Origin of the sequence: Anthropogastromicrobium aceti, from assembly GCF_020687335.1 — a bacterium.
Lineage (GTDB): Bacteria > Bacillota > Clostridia > Lachnospirales > Lachnospiraceae > Anthropogastromicrobium > Anthropogastromicrobium aceti.
Window position 1 is genome coordinate 1 of record NZ_JAJEQN010000011.1, and the last position, 25,886, is coordinate 25,886.

The 25,886-nt window shown below is 41.9% G+C and carries 27 protein-coding genes and 1 tRNA gene; 22 read left to right on the forward strand and 6 right to left on the reverse strand.

The genetic code is table 11. From position 1 onward, the window contains the following. Positions 1-92: 92 nt before the first annotated feature. The 16 genes from LKD48_RS05780 (at position 93) to LKD48_RS05850 (ending at position 13,429) form a co-directional block, all read left to right on the forward strand. Complete coding sequence (locus LKD48_RS05780) at positions 93-350, forward strand: helix-turn-helix domain-containing protein (protein WP_308731496.1); 258 nt, start codon at positions 93-95, stop codon at positions 348-350. A gap of 136 nt (positions 351-486) precedes the next feature. Further along, complete coding sequence (gene spoVT, locus LKD48_RS05785; protein ID WP_066559122.1) at positions 487-1,035, forward strand: stage V sporulation protein T; 549 nt, start codon at positions 487-489, stop codon at positions 1,033-1,035. Positions 1,036-1,205: 170 nt separating this feature from the next. Beyond that, positions 1,206-1,505, forward strand: a complete 300-nt coding sequence (locus LKD48_RS05790) for an HU family DNA-binding protein (protein WP_227100745.1) — start codon at positions 1,206-1,208, stop codon at positions 1,503-1,505. A 91-nt stretch (positions 1,506-1,596) separates the two neighbouring features. After that, on the forward strand, positions 1,597-1,836 hold the full coding sequence (locus LKD48_RS05795; protein WP_118612628.1) for an RNA-binding S4 domain-containing protein: 240 nt from the start codon (positions 1,597-1,599) through the stop codon (positions 1,834-1,836). Positions 1,837-1,920: 84 nt separating this feature from the next. Then, positions 1,921-2,214 carry a sporulation protein YabP gene (gene yabP / locus LKD48_RS05800; protein ID WP_066559106.1) on the forward strand — a complete coding sequence of 98 codons (294 nt, stop codon included), beginning with the start codon at positions 1,921-1,923 and terminating at the stop codon, positions 2,212-2,214. After that, positions 2,193-2,867 carry a spore cortex biosynthesis protein YabQ gene (yabQ, locus tag LKD48_RS05805; RefSeq protein ID WP_308731497.1) on the forward strand — a complete coding sequence of 225 codons (675 nt, stop codon included), beginning with the start codon at positions 2,193-2,195 and terminating at the stop codon, positions 2,865-2,867. The genes yabP and yabQ overlap by 22 nt, the downstream gene beginning before the upstream one ends. Next, on the forward strand, positions 2,776-2,967 hold the full coding sequence (locus tag LKD48_RS16620) for a hypothetical protein (RefSeq protein WP_408628571.1): 192 nt from the start codon (positions 2,776-2,778) through the stop codon (positions 2,965-2,967). The genes yabQ and LKD48_RS16620 overlap by 92 nt, the downstream gene beginning before the upstream one ends. Positions 2,968-3,106: 139 nt before the next feature. Continuing rightward, the gene (locus LKD48_RS05810; protein ID WP_308731498.1) at positions 3,107-4,750 is read left to right on the forward strand and encodes a SpoIIE family protein phosphatase; all 1,644 of its coding nucleotides are present in this window, start codon (positions 3,107-3,109) and stop codon (positions 4,748-4,750) included. 11 nt (positions 4,751-4,761) lie between these two features. Continuing rightward, complete coding sequence (tilS, locus tag LKD48_RS05815; protein WP_308731499.1) at positions 4,762-6,156, forward strand: tRNA lysidine(34) synthetase TilS; 1,395 nt, start codon at positions 4,762-4,764, stop codon at positions 6,154-6,156. 67 nt (positions 6,157-6,223) lie between these two features. Further along, the gene (gene hpt, locus LKD48_RS05820; RefSeq protein WP_227100740.1) at positions 6,224-6,751 is read left to right on the forward strand and encodes a hypoxanthine phosphoribosyltransferase; all 528 of its coding nucleotides are present in this window, start codon (positions 6,224-6,226) and stop codon (positions 6,749-6,751) included. A 24-nt stretch (positions 6,752-6,775) separates the two neighbouring features. Beyond that, a complete protein-coding gene (gene ftsH, locus LKD48_RS05825; RefSeq protein ID WP_066559095.1) occupies positions 6,776-8,668 on the forward strand; it encodes an ATP-dependent zinc metalloprotease FtsH in 1,893 nt (630 codons plus the stop codon). 30 nt (positions 8,669-8,698) lie between these two features. Continuing rightward, positions 8,699-10,762 carry a glycoside hydrolase family 13 protein gene (locus LKD48_RS05830; RefSeq protein WP_308731500.1) on the forward strand — a complete coding sequence of 688 codons (2,064 nt, stop codon included), beginning with the start codon at positions 8,699-8,701 and terminating at the stop codon, positions 10,760-10,762. A 150-nt stretch (positions 10,763-10,912) separates the two neighbouring features. After that, entirely contained in the window at positions 10,913-11,470 is a 558-nt protein-coding gene (locus tag LKD48_RS05835; protein ID WP_227101921.1) for a hypothetical protein, read from the forward strand. Between the two features lie 12 nt (positions 11,471-11,482). Then, the gene (locus LKD48_RS05840; RefSeq protein WP_147366047.1) at positions 11,483-11,899 is read left to right on the forward strand and encodes a hypothetical protein; all 417 of its coding nucleotides are present in this window, start codon (positions 11,483-11,485) and stop codon (positions 11,897-11,899) included. Continuing rightward, entirely contained in the window at positions 11,896-12,498 is a 603-nt protein-coding gene (locus tag LKD48_RS05845; RefSeq protein ID WP_308731501.1) for a prepilin-type N-terminal cleavage/methylation domain-containing protein, read from the forward strand. The genes LKD48_RS05840 and LKD48_RS05845 overlap by 4 nt, the downstream gene beginning before the upstream one ends. 256 nt (positions 12,499-12,754) lie before the next feature. After that, a complete protein-coding gene (locus LKD48_RS05850; RefSeq protein WP_227101923.1) occupies positions 12,755-13,429 on the forward strand; it encodes a response regulator transcription factor in 675 nt (224 codons plus the stop codon). A 64-nt stretch (positions 13,430-13,493) separates the two neighbouring features. Here the strand turns inward: LKD48_RS05850 and LKD48_RS05855 are convergent, their stop codons facing one another. Both LKD48_RS05855 and LKD48_RS05860 read right to left on the reverse strand, forming a co-directional pair. Then, the gene (locus LKD48_RS05855) at positions 13,494-14,105 is read right to left on the reverse strand and encodes a TM7S3/TM198-like domain-containing protein (protein ID WP_227101924.1); all 612 of its coding nucleotides are present in this window, start codon (positions 14,103-14,105) and stop codon (positions 13,494-13,496) included. An 8-nt stretch (positions 14,106-14,113) separates the two neighbouring features. Further along, positions 14,114-15,301, reverse strand: coding sequence for a serine hydrolase domain-containing protein (locus LKD48_RS05860; RefSeq protein WP_308731502.1), 1,188 nt, complete (start codon positions 15,299-15,301; stop codon positions 14,114-14,116). A 175-nt stretch (positions 15,302-15,476) separates the two neighbouring features. Between LKD48_RS05860 and LKD48_RS05865 the strand changes: the two genes are divergently transcribed. Both LKD48_RS05865 and LKD48_RS05870 read left to right on the forward strand, forming a co-directional pair. Beyond that, entirely contained in the window at positions 15,477-16,814 is a 1,338-nt protein-coding gene (locus tag LKD48_RS05865; protein ID WP_308731503.1) for a hypothetical protein, read from the forward strand. A 44-nt stretch (positions 16,815-16,858) separates the two neighbouring features. Beyond that, positions 16,859-17,821, forward strand: a complete 963-nt coding sequence (locus tag LKD48_RS05870) for a 3'-5' exonuclease (RefSeq protein ID WP_308731504.1) — start codon at positions 16,859-16,861, stop codon at positions 17,819-17,821. Between the two features lie 43 nt (positions 17,822-17,864). On the opposite strand, the gene LKD48_RS05875 is transcribed toward LKD48_RS05870, so the two are convergent. Next, positions 17,865-19,229 (reverse strand): D-alanyl-D-alanine carboxypeptidase family protein, encoded by a 1,365-nt coding sequence (locus tag LKD48_RS05875; protein ID WP_308731505.1) that lies wholly within the window; start codon positions 19,227-19,229, stop codon positions 17,865-17,867. Positions 19,230-19,486: 257 nt separating this feature from the next. On the opposite strand from LKD48_RS05875, the gene LKD48_RS05880 reads away from it, so the two are divergent. After that, the gene (locus tag LKD48_RS05880; RefSeq protein WP_308731506.1) at positions 19,487-20,434 is read left to right on the forward strand and encodes a glycosyltransferase family 2 protein; all 948 of its coding nucleotides are present in this window, start codon (positions 19,487-19,489) and stop codon (positions 20,432-20,434) included. 106 nt (positions 20,435-20,540) lie between these two features. Here the strand turns inward: LKD48_RS05880 and LKD48_RS05885 are convergent. The 3 genes from LKD48_RS05885 to LKD48_RS05895 form a co-directional block, all read right to left on the reverse strand. Next, positions 20,541-20,613, reverse strand: a tRNA-Lys gene (locus tag LKD48_RS05885). A 311-nt stretch (positions 20,614-20,924) separates the two neighbouring features. Further along, positions 20,925-21,575, reverse strand: a complete 651-nt coding sequence (gene trmB, locus LKD48_RS05890; protein ID WP_308731507.1) for a tRNA (guanosine(46)-N7)-methyltransferase TrmB — start codon at positions 21,573-21,575, stop codon at positions 20,925-20,927. A gap of 10 nt (positions 21,576-21,585) precedes the next feature. Continuing rightward, positions 21,586-22,209 carry a cytidylate kinase-like family protein gene (locus tag LKD48_RS05895; RefSeq protein ID WP_227101932.1) on the reverse strand — a complete coding sequence of 208 codons (624 nt, stop codon included), beginning with the start codon at positions 22,207-22,209 and terminating at the stop codon, positions 21,586-21,588. Positions 22,210-22,479: 270 nt separating this feature from the next. On the opposite strand from LKD48_RS05895, the gene LKD48_RS05900 reads away from it, so the two are divergent. From LKD48_RS05900 to LKD48_RS05910, 3 genes are read left to right on the forward strand one after another with little or no spacing between them, the layout of a single operon-like run. Continuing rightward, positions 22,480-22,791 (forward strand): ATPase, encoded by a 312-nt coding sequence (locus LKD48_RS05900; protein WP_227101933.1) that lies wholly within the window; start codon positions 22,480-22,482, stop codon positions 22,789-22,791. Positions 22,792-22,839: 48 nt separating this feature from the next. Then, positions 22,840-23,895 (forward strand): V0D/AC39 family V-type ATPase subunit, encoded by a 1,056-nt coding sequence (locus LKD48_RS05905; RefSeq protein WP_118612606.1) that lies wholly within the window; start codon positions 22,840-22,842, stop codon positions 23,893-23,895. 52 nt (positions 23,896-23,947) lie between these two features. Beyond that, positions 23,948-25,873 (forward strand): V-type ATP synthase subunit I, encoded by a 1,926-nt coding sequence (locus LKD48_RS05910; RefSeq protein ID WP_227101934.1) that lies wholly within the window; start codon positions 23,948-23,950, stop codon positions 25,871-25,873. Positions 25,874-25,886 lie beyond the last annotated feature (13 nt).

A 25,886-nucleotide genomic window follows, 5' to 3' on the forward strand; every position in this document is an offset into this window, starting at 1 on the left:
TCCAATGCATCCCAATGTGAGAAATCCTGACGGCTGCAACGGAATCCTCGTCCGACCCGTCGGGCGGGGTTGTTCAAAAATTATATCCCACGTTGCATGAAGCGTCAGAGGAAAAGTTTGTTGATGTAGCAAACTCTATACTGAAACGTAAAAACATAGCAACAAAATTACAGACTGTACGCAAAGCAGTTGGCCTTTCGCAAAAAGAGCTATCTGAAAAATCAGGAGTAACACTACGAATGATTCAGCAGTATGAACAGCGGGCAAAGGATATAAACAAAGCAAGTGCAGGTAACTTGTTTGCATTAGCTAGAGTACTCGGCTGTAAGGCAGAGGATCTGCTAGAATGATTTTGTAAGAAGTGCATGAACACAATGTAATTTTTGCTGCGTATAAAATTTCCTGCTTTCCATATACTACCCATACAACGCAAAATATGGAATAGTTAAAATGATTAGAAATACAAATCAGGAGGAATTGGAAGATATGAAAGCAACAGGAATTGTGCGCCGTGTGGATGAACTTGGACGACTGGTGATCCCTAAGGAAATCAGAAGAACTATGCGTCTTGCAGAAGGCACACCGCTTGAAATTTTTACAGACAGGGAAGGACAGATTATTCTAAAAAAATATTCTCCAATGATGGAGTTAGGCAGCTTTGCAAAACAATATGCGGAGTCTGTTGCGCAGACCATGAATCAAAAGGTAGCAGTGTCTGACCGCGATCAGATCATTGCGGTGGCAGGCGGCGGAAAAAGAGAACTTCTTGGAAAAACAATAAGTAGGCAGCTCGAAGAAATGATCATCAATCGCGAAAACAGCATCCAGGCCGGATTAGATAAAAAGACAATTCCGCTGATAAGCGGAGACGAAGACAGCTACAGTGCACAGGCCATCTATCCGATTTGTTGCGAGGGAGACTGTATAGGTGCTGTCATTTTATATAGCCGCGAAAATCAAACTCATTTTAGCGAGACAGAATATAAAGCAGCTGCCTGCGCCGCTTCCTTCTTGGGAAAGCAAATGGAGGGGTGAGGCACCGAAGGTGAACCGTTGCATAACTTTTTTCTTTTAGGACTTGAAAAACCTTATAACGTGTGTTACAGTAAAAAAGCATTAAAAAAGATATGCAAAATGAGGAAAAAAGCGTGTAAGAGAAAGCAAAAGTCAGTTTTAGCTAAAGGATATTTTGCTAGTCTTACCGTGTGAGATGTAAGGAGGAGTTTCAAATGAACAAGAAGGAATTAGTAGCAGCAGTTGCAGAGCAGGCTGGATTAAAGAAGGTTGACGCAGAGAAGGCAATTGAGGCTTTCACTGCAGTAGTAGAAGGTGCATTAAAGGCTGGAGATAAGGTGCAGTTGGTTGGCTTTGGAACTTTTGAGGTAGCAGAGCGTCCAGAGAGAGAGGGAAGAAACCCGAGAAGTGGTGAGACCATGACTATCGCAGCATCTAAGAACCCGAAGTTTAAGGCTGGAAAGGCATTAAAGGATGCAATTAACGCGTAATGATTTTTAAAATCTGAGCGAAAAACGTGCAAAAATTCCCCCTAAAATGCATTTGCGTTGTAGGGGGAATTTTAACTAGAAGGAGATTGATATGCGTTTGGATAAGTATCTGAAAGTATCTCGCATCATTAAGCGCAGAACGGTAGCTAATGAAGCTTGTGACAGCGGACGCGTTATGCTTAACGATAAAGTGGCAAGAGCGAGCGCAGACGTGAAGGTTGGAGATGTTATAGAGATTGCCTTTGGTAATAAAACAGTTAAGGTGCGTATCACGAGTGTGCAGGAGACAATCCGTAAAGAAGATGCAAAGGAAATGTTTGAATATCTTTAAGAGCAATAGCATAATATCAGCGGCTCCCTAATATATTGGAATAGACCGGTATACCGGAAAATCCGATTGTTAGGGGGTCTTTTTTTGGAACAAAATCAAGATCAGGAATATATTGAGCGCGAACACTGTCTGATTTTAGAGCACAGAAGGAGCTTAAAAATCACCGGTGTAACTGATGTGATTGCGTATGACGAACATATCATACAAATAAATACGACAGACAAGGCACTAGAAATACGTGGTGATGGTCTTCATATGAAGCAGCTGGCATTAGACAAGGGGATCATTGAGGTGGAGGGCTGTGTGAACAGTCTGGAATATCAGGAGCAAAAAGGCCAAAGTCAGGGGGAATCATTTTGGAAGAGGCTGCTAAGGTAATCGGAGGTGTTGCAGGCGAGCTTGTGTTTTTTATGCGGTCATTTCTGCTAGGATTTTTGATGCGGCTTGGCTACGAGCCGATTATTTTTTTTCGCCGTGTATTTCGTCAGCCAAAGCTTCTTTTGGACGTGCAGGATGTATTGTTTTGGACGTTTGGAAGTTTTTTGATGTTTGGTCTTTTATTTCGGGAGAATAATGGAACACCGAGACTTTTTTCTCTGATTGGAATTGCAGCTGGGATGGCATTGTATCAGCTTGGTCCGGCAAAGCTGACAGGCAGTCTGTTTTGTAAGATTAGAAAAAAACGACTTAAAATGCAAAGAAGATGCCACGCATGGCGAAAAAAACGTCTGGAGAGGCGAAAAATGGAAAAAAAGAGGTTGAAAAAGACACAAAAAGAAAGTATGATAAAAGAAAAGGATAAACATAGCCGCAATAAGAGAGGTGAGAATATTGACAGGAAAGATGGCAGCCCGAAGGAGAGCCAATCGCAAATGGATCGCACTGGCACTTGTGACAGTAGTACTGTTAAGCGTGATGACCTGGATTGGTGGAAACAGTTTGGCAGAGCAAAACGCCCAGAATCTGGCACAGCAGCAGCTCCTCGAGGAAAAGATTGCCGAGGAAGAGGCGCGAAGCAAAGAACTCGATGAGTACAGCGAGTACATGAAAACCGATGAATTTGCTGAATGGTATGCAAAGGAAAAGTTAGGCTTGATCCATAAAAACGAGATCATATTTAAGGGTGAATGATGTGCCGTATCGTGGAAACGCGAAGCGGCACTTTTTTTAATCGCACCGTCTTTTCGACAGACATTTCAAAAAAACTAAGCTATGATAAAAAGAGCAGCTGATAAACAATTGTGTTTTCAGAAATGGAGGTCGAAAGCAAGTGGAAGGTCTGGAAAGATGGCAAAATAATCAGATGAAAAAAATGGGCATAGGGCGACTTGGCCTAATTTTTTTTATGATCGGCGGAATGCTTTTTGTTGTGTTAAGAAGTGGGCAGGCAACATATCTGGTCATACAGGTAGTACTGCTTTTTAGTGCACTCTTTTTTGGATATAGGTTTGGACCAGGAGCAGGTGCAATTGCTGGAAGCATAAGTGGAATTATGCTTTCTCTTGTGAGCGGTGAGGCAGCGCAGATTGGCATATTGTGTCTTCTTGGCATTTTCTCCGGCGCATTTCGTAGTTTAGGCAGGATGGCTAGCGTGACAGCATGTGCAGCGGCAGCTTTTGGCGTTGGAATTGTATATTCTCCGGCTATTTTATTTCAGACGATGGAGTCTGTTTTGGCAGTTGGTGTTGTATTTTTATTGCTTCCTGAAAAACTTACATGTCCGCAAAAACAAAATTTGCTTAAGGAAGATTGTGGATTTAATGAACAAGAAAGCATACCAGTATGGCAGGCTGCGGTAGAAGATATGGCAGGAGAAGGATTGCCGGCATTGGCGCAGACCTTTTCGCAGCTTTCTTCTATGTATCGAGAAGAAGATGTAGCAAAGGATCCATTTGAAACTGACTGGCGCATGCGTTATCTTGAACTGCGTCAGCTTTTGTCAGAACAATTTTTTGAGTGTGCGCAGATGCTTTTGGAAACAGTCGGGCAGATGCAGGAAAAAGAAGAGTTGTCCGGAGCTGTGCGTGAGAATCTGGAAAAGAAGCTGCTATGGGCAGGTGTAGAGGCAAAGCGAATCTACATGACTGAAAATAAAAATGGAGCCAGACAGCTAATTATGGCGCTCAGTGCCAAAAGTGCACGCTGTATTTCAATGAAGCTTGTCTGCGAGCGCATTGAAGAGGTTCTTGGCAAACGCATGGTGCTGTGTGCAAATCAGCCGCTTCTTGTATCATCAGTGACGCGTTGGGTTCGTTTTGAAGAGGAGTGTCCATACTTTGTGCTTTTTGGCACTGCATCTAGCTGTAAAAGCGGAAATGATATTTCAGGAGACAGCTTTTCGTGCATGGAGCTGTCAAATGCAAAAAAGGTTCTTCTTTTATGCGATGGAATGGGAAGCGGAAGTGTTGCAGGAAAGGAAAGTGCGGGAGTCACAGAGCTTGCAGAATCACTTTGCGAGGCAGGCTATTCGCCGTCACTTCTCATTCGTGTGATTAACAGTGCACTGATGATTCAAGCAAAGGAACATCCTGTCACAATTGATTTAACAGTTATTGACTGTGCAAACGGTATATGCGAGCTTACAAAATCCGGTGCAGCCGTCACTTTTTTAAAGCGCGGCACACAGACGATGCAGGTTGGTGCAGACAGTATGCCGGCAGGAATATTGCAGGAGCACGCACCGATGGAAAAAATACTTCGTCTAAAGGATGGAGATATTATTATTATGGTTAGCGATGGTGTGCTAGAAGAAATACCTGGCTACGATAAGGAGGAGACGATGTGCCGCTTTTGTGAAAAGCTAGAAGAAAACAATCCAAAGGAGATTGCAAAAAAAATCTTGGCATTTGCAGGAAATACAAAAAATGCCAGAGACGACAGAACAGTGCTTGTAGCTGGTTTCTGGAAAAAATAAAGGAGATAAAAATGATTCCACACGATAAATTTATAGATAAAATCAAGCAATACATTGATGAAAAAAAGCTGTTTTCCTTCGGTGATCATGTCATCATAGGCTTGTCAGGAGGCGCAGATTCTGTCTGTCTTTTATTGGTACTAAAACGATTGCAGCAAATATATAATCTTTCAATAACAGCAATTCATGTTCATCACGGCATACGTGGTGAGTCAGCAGAGCATGATCTTAAGTTTTCAAGACAGCTTTGCGAAAAAGAAGAAATTGAGTTTGTTGAAAAAAGATGTGATGTGCCGGCTCTTGCAGCGAAGTATCATCTGACTGAGGAGGAGGCAGGGCGTTGTGTCCGTTATGAAACATTTGAGTATGAAGCAAAAAAACGCGGTGCATCTGTAATTGCAGTGGCACATCATATGGATGATCAGGCTGAGACAGTGCTAATGAATCTGCTGCGAGGAAGCGGGATTCGTGGATGTAGCGGAATACCTTGTAAGCGCAGCTTGTCAGACAAGGGAGATATCGTTGTCGTGCGTCCGCTTTTAGGTATGAGAAGAGAGGAGATTGAAGCATGGCTTATAGAAAGTGGGCAGGAATGGTGCATTGATGAGACAAACCTGACAGATGACTATCTCAGAAGCCGTATCAGAAACAGGCTTCTGCCGCTTCTTTCAAGTGAATATAATGCGCAGGCTGCTGAGCACATAGCATGTGCTGCGGGTGATTTTTCTGAGGCAGAGGAATATCTTAGAGATCAGGCACAAGCACTTTTTTCGTCATGGAATTGTGTCTTGCATAAGCAAATGATGCTTCCTGTCAAAGAGCTTAAATTACAAAAACCAATTTTACAGCGATATCTGATTCAGGAGGCAATTTCGCATACAGGAGGCGTAAAAGATATAACTAGGACACATATTGAATCTGTTATAGGGCTGTTGTCAAAGCGCACAGGAAGCATGGTAAATCTGCCGCAAAGACGTAAGGCACGTATTCAATATGAGTTTTTAATCATAGAAAAAGAGAGCTTTTCAGAGCATAAAGAAGAAAATCAGGATTTACAATCGCCAAACAGCAAAATTGGTAAGGCTGTTTACTCAATTTTCCCCGTTTGTGAGAAAAAAATTCCACAAACTTGTTGTGTAAACTGGTTCGATTATGATACAATAAAAGAAGGGTTGCTTATGCGTAAAAGAAGGCCTAAAGACCGTATTTGCATTGATGCAAAGGGTAATACGCAAAAGCTTTCCGACTGCATGATTAATGCTAAAATTCCTGCTGTAAAGCGGGATCAGATTCCTATTCTGGCATCTGGAAGCCGTGTTTTGTGGATTGCAGGAGTTCGCATGGCCGAAGATTGTAAAATCACCAAACATACAAGGCTGGTGCTTGAAGTTAGAACAATGCAGTGATCATCGCATACGATAGTCAGAAAATTGACTCAAAACTATAAAAATAAAAAAGCAGAGGAGTGCAAAAATGGGAGATAAGATTCGTGTAATGTATTCTGAAGAAGAAGTCGACAAGAGAATCCGCGAGCTGGGAGAGCAGATCAGCAAACGCTATGAGGGAAAGACGGTTCACATGATTTGTGTATTAAAGGGCGGCGTATTTTTTATGTGTGAACTTGCAAAGAGAATTACCGTTCCAGTAACTATGGATTTTATGTCCGTATCAAGCTATGGTGCTGGTACAAAGTCAAGCGGTATCGTAAAGATTGTCAAGGATCTGGATCAGTCTATTGAGGGAAGAGATGTATTGGTAGTTGAGGATATTATTGATTCTGGAAGAACACTCAGCCATCTGATGAAGATCTTAAACGAGAGAAAGCCATCCAGCATTTGTCTGTGTACTCTTCTTGACAAGCCAGATCGTCGCGAGGTTGATGATGTAAATGTTGACTATACAGGTTTTCAGGTGCCGGATGAGTTTGTAGTTGGCTACGGATTAGACTATGATCAGCTGTACCGCAATCTGCCGTATGTAGGTGTGGTTGAGACTGAGTAAATATTTGCAGAAACGAGGAGTAAATTGAAAAAGTCAAATGGAATAATCGCATATACCATTATTATTGCAATTGTAATTGCATTAATTTTCTTCTTTCAGCGTTCTCTTTATACGCAGACTAATGTAACATACTCGCAGTATCGTTCATTTGTGGAAGAAGAAAAAATCGCTCAGGCACAGATTGAACAAAATGCGAAGGTGCCGACGGGCAGTGTGTTGTTTTTTGTCAGTGGTTCATCGACAGAATATCGTGTATTCGTATCAGATGTCAATGCTGAGTTAGACCGTCTGCAGGATAACGGTATAAAAGTTACCCTGACAGCAGTTAAAGAAAATTATTTTCTAAATACACTTCTTCCTGTACTTATTTTAGTCATAGGAATAAGCTTTGTGTTCGTAGCAATGACAGGCCGTATGGCAGCACCGGGAGGTGGCAGCGGAGGCGGTCAGAGCATGGCAAACTTCGGAAGAAGCAGAGCTGTTATGGAAACAGGCGGCTCCAAGAAAGTTTTATTTAAGGATGTTGCCGGTCTTCAAGAGGAGAAGGAAGAACTTGAGGAAGTGGTGGATTTTCTTAAAAATCCAAATATGTACACAAGCCTTGGCGCTAGAATCCCAAAGGGTATCCTTTTAGTAGGCCCTCCGGGAACAGGAAAAACATTGCTTGCAAAGGCAGTTGCCGGTGAAGCAGGCGTGCCATTTTTCTCAATCTCTGGTTCAAACTTTGTAGAGATGTTTGTTGGTGTCGGTGCATCACGTGTACGAGATTTGTTTGAACAGGCAAAGAGAAATGCACCTTGCATCATTTTTATTGACGAGATCGATGCCGTAGCCAGAAGAAGAGGAACAGGTCTTGGCGGCGGTCATGATGAGAGAGAGCAGACATTAAACCAGATGCTTGTAGAGATGGATGGTTTTGGTGTCAATGAGGGAATCATCGTTATGGCAGCAACAAACCGTGTCGATATTCTTGATCCGGCTATCCTTCGTCCTGGACGTTTTGACCGTAAGGTGGCAGTAGGACGTCCAGATGTAAAGGGACGAGAAGAAATTTTAAAGGTACACACAAAGAATAAGCCGCTTGGCTCAGATGTAAACTTAAGACGTGTTGCGCAGACAACAGCAGGATTTACCGGAGCAGATCTGGAAAATCTGATGAATGAGGCTGCGATCAATGCGGCAAAGAGCAAACAGGGCTACATCAGCCAGCGCGATATAGAGCAGTCCTTTGTTAAGGTGGGAATTGGTGCAGAGAAGCACTCTAAGGTCATCAGCGACAAGGAAAAGCGCATCACAGCATACCATGAGTCAGGCCATGCAATTTTGTTCCATGTATTGCCGCATGAAAGTCAGGTACACACCATTTCAATTATTCCAACTGGAATGGGTGCGGCAGGCTACACAATGCCGCTTCCAGAGGCGGATGAGATGTTTATGACAAAGAAGCGCATGGAAGAAGATATTATCGTAGCATTTGGTGGTCGTGTTGCCGAGGAATTGATATTTGGCGATGTCACAACAGGAGCATCACAGGATATCAAGCAGGCGACAGCGACAGCCCGTGCAATGGTTGTAAAATATGGTATGTCAGAACGTCTTGGAACCATCAACTATGAGGACAGCGGTGAGGAAGAAGTATTCCTCGGCAGAGATCTGGGACATGCAAGAAGCTACAGTGAAGATGTTGCCAGAGAAATTGATATAGAAGTGAAGCGTATTATTGATGAGGCATATGCACAGGCAAAGACGATTATTACTGAGCATATGGACGTGCTTCACCGCTGTGCGCAGGTATTAATCGAGCGTGAAAAAATTGGAAACGCGGAGTTTGAGGCGATCTTTGATGGAAGGGAGCTTCCAGAGCCGGGTGCAGAGCAGACATCTCTCATGTCAGGTATGCCATCAGAAGGCAGATAATAACGCACGGTTAAAGGAGCCACGAAAAAAATGCAGTTCAGTGATATATTAGTAAAAAATGCATTATTTTGTGATGAAACAGAAGATTACCGTACTCCGGCAGAGCCGGAGGCGGGCGACTCTGTTGTCATCCGCTTTCGGACATTGGCCAATAACGTGGACAATGTCTATTTGATTTCAAGAAAAAGTGAAATCAAAATGGAAAAGGTCAGAACAGAAGGTTTGTTTGACTTTTATGAGACACAGATAAGCGTTGGAAGTACGTCTTATCTATATTACTTCGAGATCGAAAAAGGCAGGGATATCTGTTATTATAATAAATTAGGATGTACAACGAATTTGCGCCAGAAGTATGCATTTAGAATCACACCGGGCTTTCATACGCCAGAGTGGGCAAAGGGTGCAGTATTTTATCAGATTTATGTGGATCGCTTTTATAATGCAGAGCCTTCCAATGATGTTCTCTCAGGTGAGTATTACTATGTAGGATCACAGAGTGAGCGCGTAACTGATTGGGATAGTCTTCCGGCAAATCTTGATATTGGACGTTTCTATGGAGGTGATCTTCAGGGTGTGCGCGCAAAGCTTGACTATTTGCAGGAGCTTGGCGTTGAGGTCATCTACTTTAATCCGCTGTTTGTCTCTCCGTCTAATCACAAATATGATATTCAGGATTATGATTATATTGATCCGCATTTTGCAGTTATCAAAAAGGATGATGGCGAGCTTCTTAAAGAGGATGAGAAGGAAAACAAAAAGGCAAGTCGTTATATCTGCCGTGTTACCTCTAAAGAAAATTTAGAGGCATCAAATGAATATTTTGCAGAGCTTGTAAAAGAAATTCATGCAAGAGGCATGAAGGTTATTCTTGACGGTGTATTCAATCATTGTGGTTCCTTCAATAAATGGCTTGACAGAGAGTGTATTTATGAAGGACAAAAAGGATATGAGCCAGGTGCATATGTATCTGAGTCAAGCCCATATCACGACTTTTTTGGTTTTACTGGAGGCGTGTGGCCGTATAATAAGAATTATGAGGGCTGGTGGGGACATGATACACTGCCAAAGCTTAACTATGAGGGTTCAAAGGAGTTATATGACTATATTCTTCGTATAGGAAAAAAATGGGTCAGTGCACCTTATAATGTAGATGGCTGGCGTCTTGACGTGGCAGCAGATCTTGGTCATAGTATTGGTGTTAATCACCAGTTCTGGAAGGATTTTAGAAAGTCTGTCAAGAAAGCAAATCCAGAGGCAATTATTTTGGCTGAGCACTATGGTGATCCAAGCAGCTGGATGCGCGGTGATCAGTGGGATACAGTCATGAACTATGATGCGTTTATGGAGCCAATCACATGGTTTTTGACAGGTATGGAAAAGCACAGTGATGAGTTTCAGGCTGAATGGTATGGAAATGGAGACAAGTTTTTCCGTACAATGGAACACAATATGAGCAAGTTCCAACGCCAGTCACTAGACGTTGCTATGAATGAGCTGTCAAATCATGATCATTCTCGTTTCCTTACAAGAACAAACAGCACTGTCGGACGTATTGCGACAAAGGGCGCTAAAGCCGCAAATGAAAATGTGGAAAAGTGCATTCTTCGAGAGGCAGTTGTCATGCAGATGACTTGGCCAGGCGCACCAACTGTTTATTATGGAGATGAGGCTGGTATGGTTGGTTGGACTGACCCAGACAACAGAAGATCTTATCCGTGGGGAAAACAAGACTGGGAACTTATAGAGTTTCATAAGGATATGATTCGTATCCACAAAAAATATGAGTGCTTTAGAAGTGGTTCCTATAAGTCGATTGCAAGCGGTTCTCACTGGATTTGCTATGGCAGATTTAATAAAAAGCTGCAGGCAGTTATTCTTATTAATAATAGAAGAGAGATGCTTACAGTAGATCTTCCAATATGGCAGATTGGTATTTTGGAAAATGCATGTTTAAAGCGTGTGATCCAGACAACACAGTCAACCTACAATATCGGTGAAGTTATGGAGCGTGCCGAGGATGGTATTCTTCATGTGACTGTAGGACCGCAGACAGCAAGTGTGTATATTGCCGCGAAAAACGTAGAAGAAAACTAAATAGCATGAAAAACCAGTGGGTGTAACACAAAGAACAGTAATATTTTGTTTGTCCCCACTGGTTTTTATTTGCGTTTATGTGGATTGATTGACAGCAGATGCTTTATAGTGGTAAGATACCGATATACAAGCTTGGGGAAGGAGACTGCCATGAAACAGCACAGACAAAGAAATGGACAAGAGGGAATAGCGATGATTATTGTGGTGTGTATCATGGCAGTTCTTGTTATGATGTCGCTTGCACTTCTTCTGGCCTCCTCAGTTATGACACAAAATGCGGGACGAGTAAAGGATCAGGAGCAGTCAAGAATACTTGCTGTATCGCTTGCAGATGAGCTGGAAAAAGAGTTAACGGTGACACCATCACAGCAGGAAAAAACACAGGCTAGTGGAACTATCTTAGAATTTGTCAACAGCAAGATCACTTCAGGAAGCTGGCCATCTGGTGAAGAACAGACATTTTCATTGGACAGCAGTGCACTGAATCAGGCAAATGAGCTGTCAGCGCAGGCAACGCTTAGCTGGGAGGAGGGAGAAAATGGCTATACGGATGCATCACTTTATATAACGGTGCACTGCATATATCATAACATGCCATTTTTTGTTACTACAATCTATAATGCTTATACTGCTTATGCAGCGGATGATGAGAATCAAAATGAGGATGTGCAGGATACTCTTTATTGGATCCGCTCAGAGCGAAGGTAGGTGATGCGGGATATGATTAAAAAAATGACAGGCAGAAGGCAGACTAAGTATAAACGACTAAGTCAAAGATGCGTAAACAATAAAAAGGGTGTAAGCTTAGTAGGCGTCATCGTGGCATTTTTGCTGCTGATGATAATAATGCTGATGTTTCAAAAGTCTTTGAAAGTTTCGGGAAATCTTATTGCACGTTCTGTAGATATACGAAAAGAAGAACAGGAGCTAATAGGAGACTATTATAAAAACAGGACTAGCCCGACAAATACGGAATCTGTAAGCTGTGTTTTTTCTGGAGAAGACGGCAGCTTTACATTAAATACTAAATGGAGCAGCTACAGCAGGCAAAATGCATCAATCTTTTACTTTGGAGATGGAACAACTGGATATGAAAATCGTTCATCAGCCATGTCAGATGGAGGTGATGAGCAGTGAAGAAGATAAAAGACAATAGGCGTGGAAGCACACTTGTTGAGGTTATTGTTACATTTGCGCTGATTGGTATGTTTTTACTGGCAGCAACAACTGCAGTTTCTGCTGCAATGAATGCGTTTTACAGGATGGAATCTTTATCAAGGGCAATTGTAGTCAGTGACACAATTCTTGATAAGGCACAAGGAGAGCTTTCATTAGCAAGTGCAGATGGAGCATTGCTTTGTCTGGGGGGTGAATCAAGTGGTGATGATTGGTGGAAAACAATATGCTTTTACTCAGCAAATGGAAATCCTGTGTGCATGGAAAGTGAAGCTTCTGGTGATGGAAAGGGACGTTTTTCGCTATATTATTATCCTGTGAAGGATAGTTCGTCACAAGGCACAAACTGGACATTTGATGAAAATTTTTATCAGGGATTTTGGATAGAGGATCTTTCATTTCGGTGGAATGGAACAGAAGAAGAACCAGATAATATCATAGAGGTTCATTTGACACTGACAAATGGAAATACCTCATACAGCCAAACACGCTTTGTGCAGTGTACAAATTTCTTCCGACCATCGCACTTTTCACGCATTCATACGGGAGTTACATTTTAAGGGCTGATGTCCGTAGTTACAGTTCACGCTACTAAATATTTATAACAAGACCCTAAGGTTAATGGATTTCATGAGGAGACATTTGAAGCAGGTCTTTCAAAGTAATGTATAATAAGATGGAAAGTTTACATTGAATTTACATAAAAAAGATGTAGAATTAAAAAAGAAGCAGTATAGTAGTGACTTAATGATGTCAAAGTAAAATAGAAAAAGCACAAAAGACAAGCAAAATTTTGCGGAAAGGCATGGTAATAAGATGGCACTAGTTTTTATTGTAGAGGATGACAATGATATTCGTCAGATTGAGGCATATGCACTTAAATGCGGCGGTTTTGAAATTGAAGAATTTGAGGATGCAAAAGCACTTTACGAGAGATTGGAAAAGAAAACGCCAGATCTTTTTTTGCTTGATGTTATGCTGCCGGATGAGGATGGCTTAGAAATTGTAAAGAAGCTTAGGGCAATGCCGCAGACAAAGCATTTGCCAGTTATGATGGTAACGGCAAAGACTACAGAGCTTGATAAGGTGCGTGGGCTTGACATAGGAGCAGATGATTATATGACAAAGCCATTTGGCATTATGGAACTGCTGTCGCGTGTGAAGGCATTGCTTCGCCGTAGTGCAGGTGCGCAGACAAAGCGTCTTGAGGTTGGAAATCTGGTATTAGATGATGAGCGTCATATCGTGACGGTAAATGGAGAAAACTGCGAGCTTACATTTAAAGAGTATGAGCTTTTAAAGCTTCTTATGGCTAATTGTGGCATGGTACTGACAAGAGAGGTAATTATGGAACGTGTGTGGGGAACTGATTTTGAAGGAGAGTCCCGTACACTTGATATGCATATTAAAACGCTGCGTCAAAAGCTTGGCGAGGAAGGGTCGATGATCCGCACAGTGCGAAATGTAGGATATTTGTTGGAAAAAGATTAAAAGATTTTATAATATTAAAAAGCGCGTGTAAAAGATGAAAAAATCATTTTTTACGCGCACTTTTTTATGCGTCTCGCCTTGTACTTAAAAACTGGACAATGCTTCCGATCATAGCAAGTGATAAGAAAGCACCGTAAAAGATTGTAATCTGTTCAAATTTTAAAAGCTGAAATAAAATTTGTACCGTGCCGAGTGCACCGCAAAAGGCAGTGACGAGAATTATGATAGGTTTTTGCAGTTTTATACAGATCACACCAGCGACAATTCCAAGAATCAAGCTGATTATGCCGGCCATCACGTTTGAAAGTGATGTGACAAATGAAACAAGAAGACCGCATGAAAAGACTGAAACAAGAATAAAGACGACAAAAAATGTGGATAAAAGAATTAGCCTGGTTGCTAAAAAGCCAAGTATAAGACCAAGAATCAGTGCGCTTAAAAGAATAATCCATAACTCATCTGTAAAATGACCAGACAGGAAAAATCCTAAAAAGGCGCCGGTTACAAAGCCTATGCCGGCTGCAAAGCAGGTAAACAGGCGATAGCCCCAAAAGCATAAAAGTACCGATAATACTAGTGAGACAAATGATAAAAGAAGACCGACAATATTTATACTATTGAGAAACGGCAGCAGGCTGCTAATAAAATCAGCAGCCTGTGAAATCAGTTCATTCATAGGTTCCATCACCTGTTATTCAAAAGATTTGGTAAAACGACATTTCTAAGCTTTCTTACGGTTGGTGTAGTACCGGCATCTGTAAGCTGAATACCAGCAAGGAAAGTGATATTGCAGCCTGGATGATTGGAAAAATAAGGTCCAAGCCATCCATCCCAGCCGTACTCGCCAAGTGTTGTGTACATAATTGCCTTAGAAGGGTCTTTCATAACGCGCATCAGATTGCCATAGCTATAGCCCTCAAGACCGCCCCAGCCGCGAGACAGTGACTCCTGCTGCCAAGGCTGCAGTGTTCCCTGTGTGAAATAGCGTACAATTTCTGGCTCTAAGATCTGACGTCCCTTAAAGTTTCCGCCGTTAAGCAGCATGGTGCCGAAATTTGCGTAATCCTTTAATGTAGAAACAAGACCGGCACCGCCTGACTGAAATGCCGGAAGGGTATCCATTTTATTTTTGATTGCCAGATGATCTCCTGTATAAAGCGTTAATCCATTTTCTGTGCGTGCATAAACCTTAGAAAGGCGAGACTGCTTTTGTGCAGGAACGAAAAAACCTGTATCTGGCATCTCAAGAGGATCTGTGATCTCTTTCTTTAAAAATTCAGCAAAGCTCATTCCAGAGATTACCTCGATCAGTGCACCAAGAATATCAGCGGAAATACCGTACATAAAGTTAGAGGACGGCTCAAATTCGAGTGGATTTTTTCCAACGCGGTCGGCAAACTCACGTGTTGTCATAGCATCCTTTGTAGAAAGACGTGCATCCATCTCTGCAAAAAGATCAGATGTCGCTTTTCCAGCAGCAGAATCGCTTCCATAGGAAAGGCCAGAGGTCATAAATAAAAGATCATGCACGGTCATCGGTCTTTGTACAAGGGAAAGTGCATTGCCGTTTACGTAAGTCTGATTTGCAAAAGCCGGAATAAATTTTGATACCGGATCATTCAAATCAACAAGACCGCGCTGCATTAAAATCATCATGCAGGCTGCTGTAATTGGTTTACTCATGGAGTACAGGCGCATGATAGTATCGTCTGCCATTAAAACCTTATTTTCCAGATCAGCGTAGCCAGCCTGAAGCGACAATACAGGCGCTTTGTCTTTTAAAACAAGCAGGTTGACACCAGCTACTTCTTTTGCATCAACTGCCTTTTCCATGACAGAAGCTGCCAGCTTTTCAATTTCCTTCAATTGCATAATTTACCTCCTAAAATTGATGTCAAATTGACATCTTAATGGGTTGACATATGAACTGTCATCATAATAGCACAATCCGTTTTAAATAGAAAGTGCCTGCATTGCTATTTTTATTCATTTGTGCTAAAATGTGACTATTCAAGGTAAAGAAGAAATAAGAAAGGAAGTGATACAAATGGGAAGATGCAGGAATTGCCATACACATTTTTGGGGAAATCCTCATTTTTGTCCCAGTTGTAAGACAGATCTGTGGTACGAGGAGTATAATGATGAAAACTGGGACTTTCGTGCACTTCAGGAAGAGGGAAACAGACTGATTGCAAAGGGGAATTATGAGAAGGCTGCTGTTGTACTGAAGCTTGCGTTAGATCAGGTGATGTATAAGCATGCACAGCATTCTATGCACCGTCTAAAAGATGCTGTAAGTGATTTTGTATGGCTTTACAGCAATGAGGCTGCTGATATCAGTGATGACCGAATCACCGATGTGCTCGACTATTTTGAGGAAGAGTGTTTTGGCCAGCCAGATAAATATCGTGAAAATCTGATGCAGATGCGCCGTGATGCATCGAGGCGTTTGCCACAGGCACAGTATCGTGAAAAGCAGGGACTTGATTTCCCTCATTTACGGTCTTATTGGGAGTTTGCACCTGTGTCACAGGTGACAGATCAAAATAGTGTCAGCGGCTACGAGCCAGATATTTTGGAAGCAAAGCATCTGCTGTTAACGGAAAGCTTTTTATATCTGTATCTGAATTTTTCACGCGTGATGAAATATCTTCAGGCACAGGATTCATTAAATACACAGATGGTTACAGATGAATTGCTGCCGCTTTTACATCCTGATCTTGATATGGAAAAAAATGGAGAGAATGATACGGCAAAGCTGATGGAAAATGTATTGTGTGGTTTTTTGGAGGATGGTTTCGAGGAACTGGCTGCACTATATCTGAATCATTTTGATGAGGCTGCTGTAACGAAGGTAAAAAAACGGTGTGAACAGATTGCAGGTGAGGACGTTACAAGCACAGCAATGCTTGAGATGGCTGTATTTGCACCGCTTCTTGCAAGTGAGAAGAATGGAAAGAAGATTTATGAGGCAATGGTGCCGGCAGTAACAGAGATTCTTGCACAAATGAATCAGCTGCATCAGGTGCTATCTGAGACATTAGATGAAAAGGAAAGAAAAAATCTGCAGCATACGATCAGCATTTTGTGTGCAGAGTATTGCGGAATGTATGGAGTGGGTGAATATCTCCTTGGCCTGGCGGCACAGACAGATCAAGAGCTATATTTGGATGCGATGGATCAGGCCGCAGGAAACGGCATCACACTGGCTGCAGAGGAGATGATGAGAAGTTATTTTTATGGCCGCCGCGGCTGTGAGGTTCAGCCAGGCTACGCAAAATTTTACTCAAGACTTGTATCGCTTCGTCATGTGGCAAGCTCCATAAGCGATGCAGTAGAAGGAGTAGAAGGCTTGGAAATGCTTGTGCCAGGCGCAGAGGCTTAACTGTAAGGCTATAATAAGGGATATATTAGAAAGATTTATTATTTATGAATTCAATTGTATTAGATTTAGAATGGAATCAGGCACAGACGCGTGATAGGGAAGCACCAGGACTTACGTTTGAGGTGATTGAAATTGGCGCGGTACGCCTAGATGAGCACGGAAACCAGACAGACAGCTTTAGCTGCCTGATCCGGCCGTGCGTGTACACAGAATTGTTTTACCGCGTGCGGGAAGTGGTTGGCATTAGCATGAAACAGCTAGAAGCTGAAGGCATACCGTTTTTGGACGCGATGGAACGCTTCTGGAAATGGTGTGGAAAGGATCCTGTGTTCTTTACGTGGGGCGACATGGATCTGACGGAGCTGCAGCGAAACATTGCCTATTTTGGAATGGAAAATCCGTTTGCATTCCCTTTGTTTTATTATGATGTTCAAAAGCTTTACAGTTTGTATTGTCTGGATGGTCACGCGCGTGCATCTCTTGAGAGTGTGATTGAGACGCTGGCACTGCCAAAGAAATGGCCGTTTCACCGTGCTGTGTATGATGCAGCTTATACAGGCTGCGTGTTAAGTCAGCTTGAAAAGCAGAGCTGGCAGAGCATGGTATCAGTAGATTATTATAGACCTCCGACAAATGCACAGGAGGAGATATATCTTGTTTTTGAGCGTTATTCAAAGTTTGTCTCACAGCTTTATCCAAGCCGTGAGGAAGCAATGGAAGCAAGAAATGTCAGTTCAATGGTCTGCTATAAATGCGGGCGAAATGTCACAAGACGAATGAACTGGTTTTCGGATAACAACCGCAAGTATTTTGGCTTGGCATATTGTCCTAGACACGGATGGTTAAAAGGAAAAATCAGGGTAAAGCACTGTGACGGACAGGTTTTTATGATAAAAACAATGAAGCTTACTGATGCAGAGGGAGCCAGAAAGATTAAGGCAAAATCAGAATTAATGAAAAAACGCCGCATGGAGAAGGCGGCAGAAAAAGGGCTGCGCACAAGCTAATGCGCAGCCCTTTTTCTGATTAATTACATGTATTATAAAATGTTTATTGCATACGATATTGGTGATTTGGCGGTGTCGGATGTTTACTTTTGTTCATCTTATTATAATGAATCAAAAAGACAACAAGAAGAATAATCAAAATGATGACGGCAAGCATGCATGCAACAAGCCAGATTTTTATTTCGTGGAAAGGTTTTGTCTGAAGCACATCGGACAATGAATTGACAGTTGCCACATAGAGGTCACTTGTGTCCTGTGCAACCTGGTTGATAATCATTGCAGTTCCAAGTGGATATCCATGAAGCTCATATGAGAGCATATGTGTGCCATCTTCATTTGTAATGGGACGGCGTGTCAGGTCATCTAGTGAAACAGTATCTGGCACGGTGACGCGTGAAGCGCTGTCCAGTGTCAGAAAAGAGGAATTTTGCTCAGAAAGACCAAGCGGGCTGTTAGAGATAAGCGCCTGTGTGCTGTAGGTCAGATCCTGCTCAGAAGCTTTTGCCACACTGAAATGGTCAAATCCGTAATTAAAAAGCTGGATAGTATCCTTATATTGATTTGGATCTTCTGTGTTCATTGTAACGCAGATTAAATTGCGTCCATCTTTTGAAGCATACGTAACGAGGCAGCGTCCAGCTTCCTCGGTCCAGCCAGTTTTTCCACAGACAACAAACGGTGTGTAGTAGTCGGAATCTTTTTTAATAAGCTTATTTGTAGTGCCCATAGGAATATCGCGGTCTAGAATGGAATCGGCCTTTCTATAATAAGCTGGTGTGGATGAAATAGAGATAAAATCAGAATACTGCAGGCAGCCTAGCATAATTCTATACAAATCGTAGGCGCATGTCATGTGGTTTGGATCCTGAAGGCCATTGGCATTTGCAAAGTTTGTGTTTACGCAGCCAAGACTTACAGCAGTACTATTCATTAGTTCCACAAAGGAAGATACAGAGCCGCTGACATGTTCAGCAAGTGCAGTTGCTACTTCATTTGCTGAAGGAAGTAAAAGACCATACAGACAGTCTCTAACGCTTAAGGATTCCCCAATATGCATACCAATGTGGCTACTGCCGCTTGGAAGACTATAAATAGAGTTCTTTGAAAATGTGACAATATCATCCAAAGAAGTGTTAGACAGAGTCAGATAGGCTGTCATCAGCTTAGTTGTGCTGGCAGGATACATGGAGCTTGTCGCATTCTTTGCGTATAGGATTGTATCAGTATCAATATCAACGAGGATTGCGGCCTCGCTTGTGATTTCAGGCGCATCAGGCCATTCGTCAGGCAGATGTGCCTGCATGGTGTCAATTTCAGCCTTTGTTGCAGCACTTGTGGCATGGCATGGCAGTAAAAGAAGACATATGCATAGGCATAAAGAAAAAGAAGAACGTAAAACAGTTTTCATAAACAATATTCACACCTTTCCATAATGGGCACAGTTTTGCACCGTGAAACATTGATAAGTCAGTCAGACTGGCCTTTATCATAACATAAAAATGCTGAAAAGAAAAGGAAATACGTAAAATATACTTTCCAATAGGGCATAATTGTGTTATAGTAGGCGATGAAGCAAAAAAGTGGGGCTATCCGACCAGATTGCGATGGATGATAAATCTGGTTTTTAAATATGAAAGACAAGTAGGCAAGACAGGAGGTAGTAGGATGAAATTATCACTGGTGGTTCCATGCTATAACGAGCAGGATAATGTCCGAGCATTCTATGATGCAGCTGTAAATGCGTTTTTGGGCTGTGGTTATGAGTATGAGCTTGTTATGGTAAATGATGGAAGCAGGGATAATACCGGGATTGAGTTAAAAAAGCTGTTTTATGAGAAAAGAGAAGAAACACCGATCACAATCGTTCAGTTTTCACGTAATTTTGGAAAGGAAGCAGCAATCCTGGCAGGAATGAAGCATGCAAAGGGTGATCTTGTAACATTGATTGATGCTGATTTGCAGCAGCGTCCTGAAATTGTGCGCGAGATGGTTCAGATATTGGATGAGCATCCAGAGTATGACTGTGTTGCCGCTTTTCAAAAAGAGCGAAATGAAGGAAGAGGTCTGTCTTTCTTTAAACGCGAATTTTATCGCCTGATTAATCAAATGAGCGAGGTAGAATTTGTCAATGGAGCAAGTGATTTTCGCACGTGCAGAAGAAAAATGGTTGATGCAATTTTAAGCATGCCAGAATATCATCGCTTTTCAAAGGGGATTTTTTCATGGGTTGGCTTTGATACTTACTATATTCCTTATGTTGCCGAGGAGCGTCATGCAGGAAAGACAAAGTGGAGTTTCTGGAAACTGTTTAAGTATGCGGTGGAGGGCATCATTGGTTATTCAACTGCACCGTTAAAAATTGCAACTGTGCTTGGATCATTCACGTCACTTCTTGCTGTTATCTATTTTATTGTGGTTGTTTTGCAGCGGCTGATCTGCGGTGTAGATGTGCCGGGATATGCAACAATTGTCGCATTGATTCTTTTAATTGGAGGTATCCAACTTTTAATTTTGGGAATTATGGGAGAATATATAGCAAGAATGTATATTCAGGGAAAACAGCGTCCTATTTTTATAGAGAAGGATGTGCTGACAAACGAAGATGAGGTTTAATCAAATAGAGATGGTACGTAGCTGTGCCATCTTTTTTTACGTCTTGAAACTGAACGCTTTGCGATAGCACAAAAAAGCACCCGATTAACTCGGATGCTTCTAATCATGCGCCTCCAGGGGTTCGAACCCTGGACACCCTGATTAAGAGTCAGGTGCTCTACCAACTGAGCTAGAGGCGCTTCTTTTTTATTTGTCACTCACGCGACTCCTATATACTATCATAGCTCAATTGATTTGTCAACAGTTTTTTAAAAAAAAATTAAAAATATTTTCAAGGCCGCTTTGAAGAACATTTTTTCTTTGAGTGGGCACAGGCTTTGGCGGCAGTTTGAAAACAGCGATATAAATGTAACAGAGTGCAGTCGAAAAAAGGACAGCAGCTGTGACGAATAATAAATTTGCGAAAATGATGACAATGCATGGAGACCTCCAAATAAAATGCTCCTGCCACAAGATATGCGGCAGGAGCATTTTGTGATCATTTGCATAATTAAGCATTTTTATCGTGAACGGCTTCTAATTTATAGATTGGGTTTCCCATGGCAGAAAATTTTGCTTCATATTCTGTCATGACATTGCCCTCAGCAAACTCACTATGGTGAAGATCGCGTGTCTGCATAAGAAGTGTCCAGCCAGATTCTTTTACAGATTCCAGACTAAAATCAAATAGCGGCTGATTATCGGTCTTAAATTCGACAATACCGCCGTCTGCTAAAATCTGGTCATACAGCCCTAAAAATCGGCTGCTTGTAAGACGGCGCTTTGCATGTCGGTCTTTTGGCCATGGGTCGGAAAAATTTAAATAAATGTGAGCAATTTCGCCTGGTGCAAAAATATCAGGAAGATATTCTGCGTCAAAGCGAAGAAACTTTAAATTCGGAAGCTGAAGCTCTTCCTGCTTTTCAATGGCACGGATCAAAACAGAAGAGTATTTCTCAATTCCGATGTAGTTTATTTCTGGATGAAGTGCAGCAAGTGATGTGATAAATTGTCCCTTGCCCATTCCAACCTCAATGAAGATCGGATTGTTGTTGCCAAAAATTTGAACAGCAACATGTCCTTTGTACTGCTGTGGCTCTTGAATCACGTAGGGATTTACAAGCATTTCCTCACGTGCGCCTCTGACGTTGCGTAATCTCATCTCCGACCTCTCAGTCTTTCATGCGCTCAGCAACGATTGCTTCAATCATCTCTGCACACTGCTGATAGGTGTAGCGGCTTGTATCCAAAACAAGATCATAATTTCTTGCATCCATCCATTCTCTTCCGGTGAAATGCTTGTAATAATCACTTCTGTATTTGTTTGTCTTTGCGATGCGCTCGGCAGCATCCTTTTCACTGCACTGCATAATTTCCATTTCATGCGCAAGACAATCCTTATACTGAGAGTGAACGAATACACGAACTAAATACGGATAATCTTTTAATACATAATCTCCGCCTCTTCCGATTACAATAAAAGAGTTCTCCTTGATTAATTCTTTCATAACCTTTGCCTGATAGGCAAACAGGTCATCATTTGTCGCATATTCGCTTTTTTCCGGAAGGATATGCTCGCCGTTATAGACCTTCTTAAAGGCGTTAAATAGTGGGCTTTTCTTTGTATCCTCATCGGCTGCAGCAAAGACTGCTTCATTGATGCCGCTGTTTCCGGCAGCCAGGCGAAGCAGCATGCGGTCATAGTATTCAATTCCATAATGAGCGGAAAGAATCTTTGCGATGGAAGTACCACCGGCACCGCAGGTTCTGGTAATGGTAACAGCAAAATGTTTCATATTCCAACCTCCCTCAAACTTAATTGCAGTGGTCTGCAAATCAAAAAACAATGGAATTGCAAACCACAAAGCTTCTTATATAAGAAGTATATATGATAGTTACTAAAAAGTCAACGCGCCAAAAACGATCGTAAACGAGGAAAAACGTCACAGTATGACAAAAAATTAACAAAAAAAATATGAAATTTATTTGAGTTTTTTAAAACAATTCGCCAATGACAATTTTGTATCATCATACTATAATGAATGTGCGAAAAAGGAGGCATGCAGATGAATCAGATTATTCAAAGATTAAGTGAAGTAGAAACTGCAGCATCTTCAATTATTGAGGAGGCAGGTGCAAAGAAGAAGCAGATGGCCAAAGACCAGGATGCCAGAATTGCAGCCTTTGAAAAGCAGGTTCATGAAGAGACACAAAAGAAAATCAGCGCTCAGCAGGCAGAGCTTGAAAAAAAGATCGCTGAAGAACTTGAGGCTCAGAAGGAGGAGCTTGAAAAACAGCTTGCTCATATGGACCGTATTTATGAGGAAAGCCATTCGGCGATCGCCAGACAGTTGCTGGCAAAGATTGTGGCGCAATAACTTTTATGGTATCATTAGTGTTGTGCCAAAAAAATCTTACGAAAAGGGGTGATTATTATTTCTGGTATCTTATCTTACAGCGGTATCAGTGCAAAAGCCCGTGCCATGGGAGGAAAGCTCTTAAAGAAGGAGCAGTACGAACAGCTGGCATCTTGTGCGAGTGTCGGTGAAGCAGTTGGCTATTTGAGACAGTTTTCCGAATATGAGCCGCTGCTGAGGGACTTTGATGAACATGACAGTCACAGAGGAATGATTGAGGCGACGCTTATGGGATCGCTTTACAATGATTACAATCGTCTGTACAGTTTCGCCAGAGGAGAGCAAAGAGCGTTTTTGGATTTTTACTTTTTGCACTATGAGGCGGCATATCTTAAGGGTTGTCTTCGAAAAGTCATTTCAGGTCAGAGTATCCAAGAGGATCAGGCATACCGCAGCGCGTTTTTTGCGCGTCATTCGCATTTGGATACAGATGCGATTGAGAATAGCACAACGGTGGATGAGTTGATTGATGCATTAAAAAATACACCGTTTTATCATCCGCTTGACGCCATACGCCATACTGAAGAGCCAAGTTTGTTCGACTATGAGGGCAGCCTTGACGTGTATTATTTCAGTTATATCTGGAAACAGAAAGATAAGCTTCTTAAGGGAAAAGAAAGACAGATCATTGCGGATAGTTATGGAAGACGAATCGATCTGCTGAATATCCAGTGGCTGATGCGTGCAAAGAAAAACTACCGAATGACAGCACCTGAGCTGTATGCGATGGTTGTTCCTAGCTATTACCATTTAAAACCAGATGACATCACGGCTATTGTAGAGGCGCCTACGTATGAGGAAGCGAGATTACTCATTGTAAACGGCTACTATGGTCAGAAGTACGCAGACGATTTTGCTGAGATTCGTTTTGTGGAAAAGATGTACACTGAGCTGGTAGAGCATATTTTTGAGCTTGCCGGCAGAAAAAATCCATACTCAGTTGCACCGCTCAATGCGCTGCTGTACCGCAAAGAGCATGAAATTGCACGTATTACATCAATTATCGAGGGAATACGCTATGGAATCCCAACAGCAAAACTGATGAAATACGCAGTAACGCAGTGATTGTCATTTTTGTGCAGAAAGTAAGTTTATTTAGGAAAGTCGAGGGGTAACCATGATAGAAAAAATGCAATTCTTAAGCATTACGGGACCCAAAGATGATATTGACAGAGCAATTGAACAGCATTTGTCAAAGTATGAGTTTCAGTTGGAAAGTACAATGACAGAGCTTTCTGAGACAACTGGACTTAAGCCGTTCATTGAGATCAATCCGTACCGCGAGACCTTAAACAAAGCTACACAGCTTATGTCCGCAATGGGAGCAAAGGAAACAAAGACGGATAGTTCTATGGATGTCAAAGAGGCTGTAGCTTTAATTGATGATGCAGATGCTAAGATCAAGGAAGCAGAGAAGTCTCTTGAAGCGCTGAACAAGGAAAAGACACAGCTGCAGGCATTAGTGGATCAGATTGTTCCATTTAATAATTTGGGATATGATGTTCACAAGCTGCTTGCATTTAAGTCTGTAAAGTATCGCTTCGGACGAATCCCAGTCGATTACGTGGAAAAGCTTATGCAGTACACGTACGATAATGTCAATACGATCTTTTACGAATGCAAAAAGGATCAGGATTATGTATGGGGCGTATATTTTAGCCCAAAGAATGAGATTGCAAAGATTGATGCTGTTTATAAGGCACTTCACTTTGAACGTTTTCGCCTTCCGGATGAGTATGAGGGTACTCCAGAGGAGGCACTGGCACTCTTGACAAAGCATATTGGTGAGCTTGATGCTAAGATAAAGGAAAAGCAGAGCGAGATTGATCATGTGCTTTCTTCAAAGAAGGAAAAGATCCTTGCTGCAGTGGCAAAGCTTAAGCAGTTTTCAAAGAACTTTGATATAAGAAGATTGGCAGCTGTTACAGGTGCAGATAAGAAAAACTTCTATATTATATGCTTCTGGATGACAGCGCGTGACGCAAAGAAATTTAAGGCAGAGATTGAAAGTGATCCAAATGTGATTTGTCTTATCCATGATGACAACAAAAATCGTGTTTCACAGCCGCCTGTAAAGCTTCGCAATCCAAAGCTGTTTAAGCCGTATGAGATGTATATTCGTATGTATGGTCTTCCAAATTATAATGAGTTTGACCCGACCATCTTCGTTGCACTGACATATTCCTTTATCTTTGGATGGATGTTTGGAGATGTCGGACAGGGCTTAGTGCTCGTAATCGGAGGATTTTTGCTGTATCACTTTAAGAAGATGAATCTTGCAGCCATCATAAGTATGGCAGGTGTATTCTCCACCTTCTTTGGATTTATGTTCGGAAGTATCTTTGGTTTTGAGGATGTAATAGAACCGATTTGGCTAAGACCAATGTCAAAGATGACTGATCTTCCTATGATCGGACGACTGAATACGGTATTTATTGTAGCAGTTGCATTTGGTATGGGAATGATTCTTCTGACAATGATAATCCACATTATCAATGCGGCAAAAAATCACAGTCTCGGTGATCTGTGCTTTGATACAAACGGAATTGCCGGTCTTGTATTCTACGGACTGCTTGTATTTGCCATCGTAATGCTGATGACAGGTCACAGCATTCCAGGCGGTGCACTGCTTGCGGTACTGTTTATTATACCGCTTCTGTGTATTGCATTTAAGGAGCAGCTGACTGATCTTTGTGAGAAGAAAAAGCCAGCGGAGAAAACAGGTCCAGTTATGATTGTTGTTCAGGCACTGTTTGAGTTAATCGAGGTACTGCTTAGCTACTTTTCAAATACTATTTCGTTTGTCCGTATCGGAGCATTTGCTGTCAGCCATGCAGCTATGATGCAGGTTGTTATGATGCTTGCAGGTGCAGAAAGCGGCACACCGAATATTCTTGTTGTTATTCTTGGAAATCTCTTTGTATGCGGTATGGAAGGTTTGATCGTTGGTATTCAGGTACTTCGTCTGGAATACTACGAGATGTTCTCCCGTTTCTACAAAGGTGATGGAAGAGAGTTTGAACCGTATAACACAAAGCAGTAAAAATAGAAATCCA

What these genes read in the sequence shown, in the direction of transcription:
- hpt (WP_227100740.1), top strand. Translation starts at nt 6,224, where the DNA reads ATGGGAGATAAGATTCGTGTAATGTATTCTGAAGAAGAAGTCGACAAG.
- LKD48_RS05860 (WP_308731502.1), bottom strand. Translation starts at nt 15,301, where the DNA reads ATGCAATTGAAGGAAATTGAAAAGCTGGCAGCTTCTGTCATGGAAAAG.
- LKD48_RS05910 (WP_227101934.1), top strand. Translation starts at nt 23,948, where the DNA reads ATGATAGAAAAAATGCAATTCTTAAGCATTACGGGACCCAAAGATGAT.
- LKD48_RS05865 (WP_308731503.1), top strand. Translation starts at nt 15,477, where the DNA reads ATGGGAAGATGCAGGAATTGCCATACACATTTTTGGGGAAATCCTCAT.
- LKD48_RS05855 (WP_227101924.1), bottom strand. Translation starts at nt 14,105, where the DNA reads ATGAATGAACTGATTTCACAGGCTGCTGATTTTATTAGCAGCCTGCTG.
- trmB (WP_308731507.1), bottom strand. Translation starts at nt 21,575, where the DNA reads ATGAGATTACGCAACGTCAGAGGCGCACGTGAGGAAATGCTTGTAAAT.
- LKD48_RS05880 (WP_308731506.1), top strand. Translation starts at nt 19,487, where the DNA reads ATGAAATTATCACTGGTGGTTCCATGCTATAACGAGCAGGATAATGTC.
- LKD48_RS05900 (WP_227101933.1), top strand. Translation starts at nt 22,480, where the DNA reads ATGAATCAGATTATTCAAAGATTAAGTGAAGTAGAAACTGCAGCATCT.
- LKD48_RS05835 (WP_227101921.1), top strand. Translation starts at nt 10,913, where the DNA reads ATGAAACAGCACAGACAAAGAAATGGACAAGAGGGAATAGCGATGATT.
- LKD48_RS05840 (WP_147366047.1), top strand. Translation starts at nt 11,483, where the DNA reads ATGATTAAAAAAATGACAGGCAGAAGGCAGACTAAGTATAAACGACTA.
- tilS (WP_308731499.1), top strand. Translation starts at nt 4,762, where the DNA reads ATGATTCCACACGATAAATTTATAGATAAAATCAAGCAATACATTGAT.
- spoVT (WP_066559122.1), top strand. Translation starts at nt 487, where the DNA reads ATGAAAGCAACAGGAATTGTGCGCCGTGTGGATGAACTTGGACGACTG.
- LKD48_RS05870 (WP_308731504.1), top strand. Translation starts at nt 16,859, where the DNA reads ATGAATTCAATTGTATTAGATTTAGAATGGAATCAGGCACAGACGCGT.
- LKD48_RS05795 (WP_118612628.1), top strand. Translation starts at nt 1,597, where the DNA reads ATGCGTTTGGATAAGTATCTGAAAGTATCTCGCATCATTAAGCGCAGA.
- LKD48_RS05830 (WP_308731500.1), top strand. Translation starts at nt 8,699, where the DNA reads ATGCAGTTCAGTGATATATTAGTAAAAAATGCATTATTTTGTGATGAA.
- LKD48_RS05875 (WP_308731505.1), bottom strand. Translation starts at nt 19,229, where the DNA reads ATGAAAACTGTTTTACGTTCTTCTTTTTCTTTATGCCTATGCATATGT.
- LKD48_RS05850 (WP_227101923.1), top strand. Translation starts at nt 12,755, where the DNA reads ATGGCACTAGTTTTTATTGTAGAGGATGACAATGATATTCGTCAGATT.
- LKD48_RS05895 (WP_227101932.1), bottom strand. Translation starts at nt 22,209, where the DNA reads ATGAAACATTTTGCTGTTACCATTACCAGAACCTGCGGTGCCGGTGGT.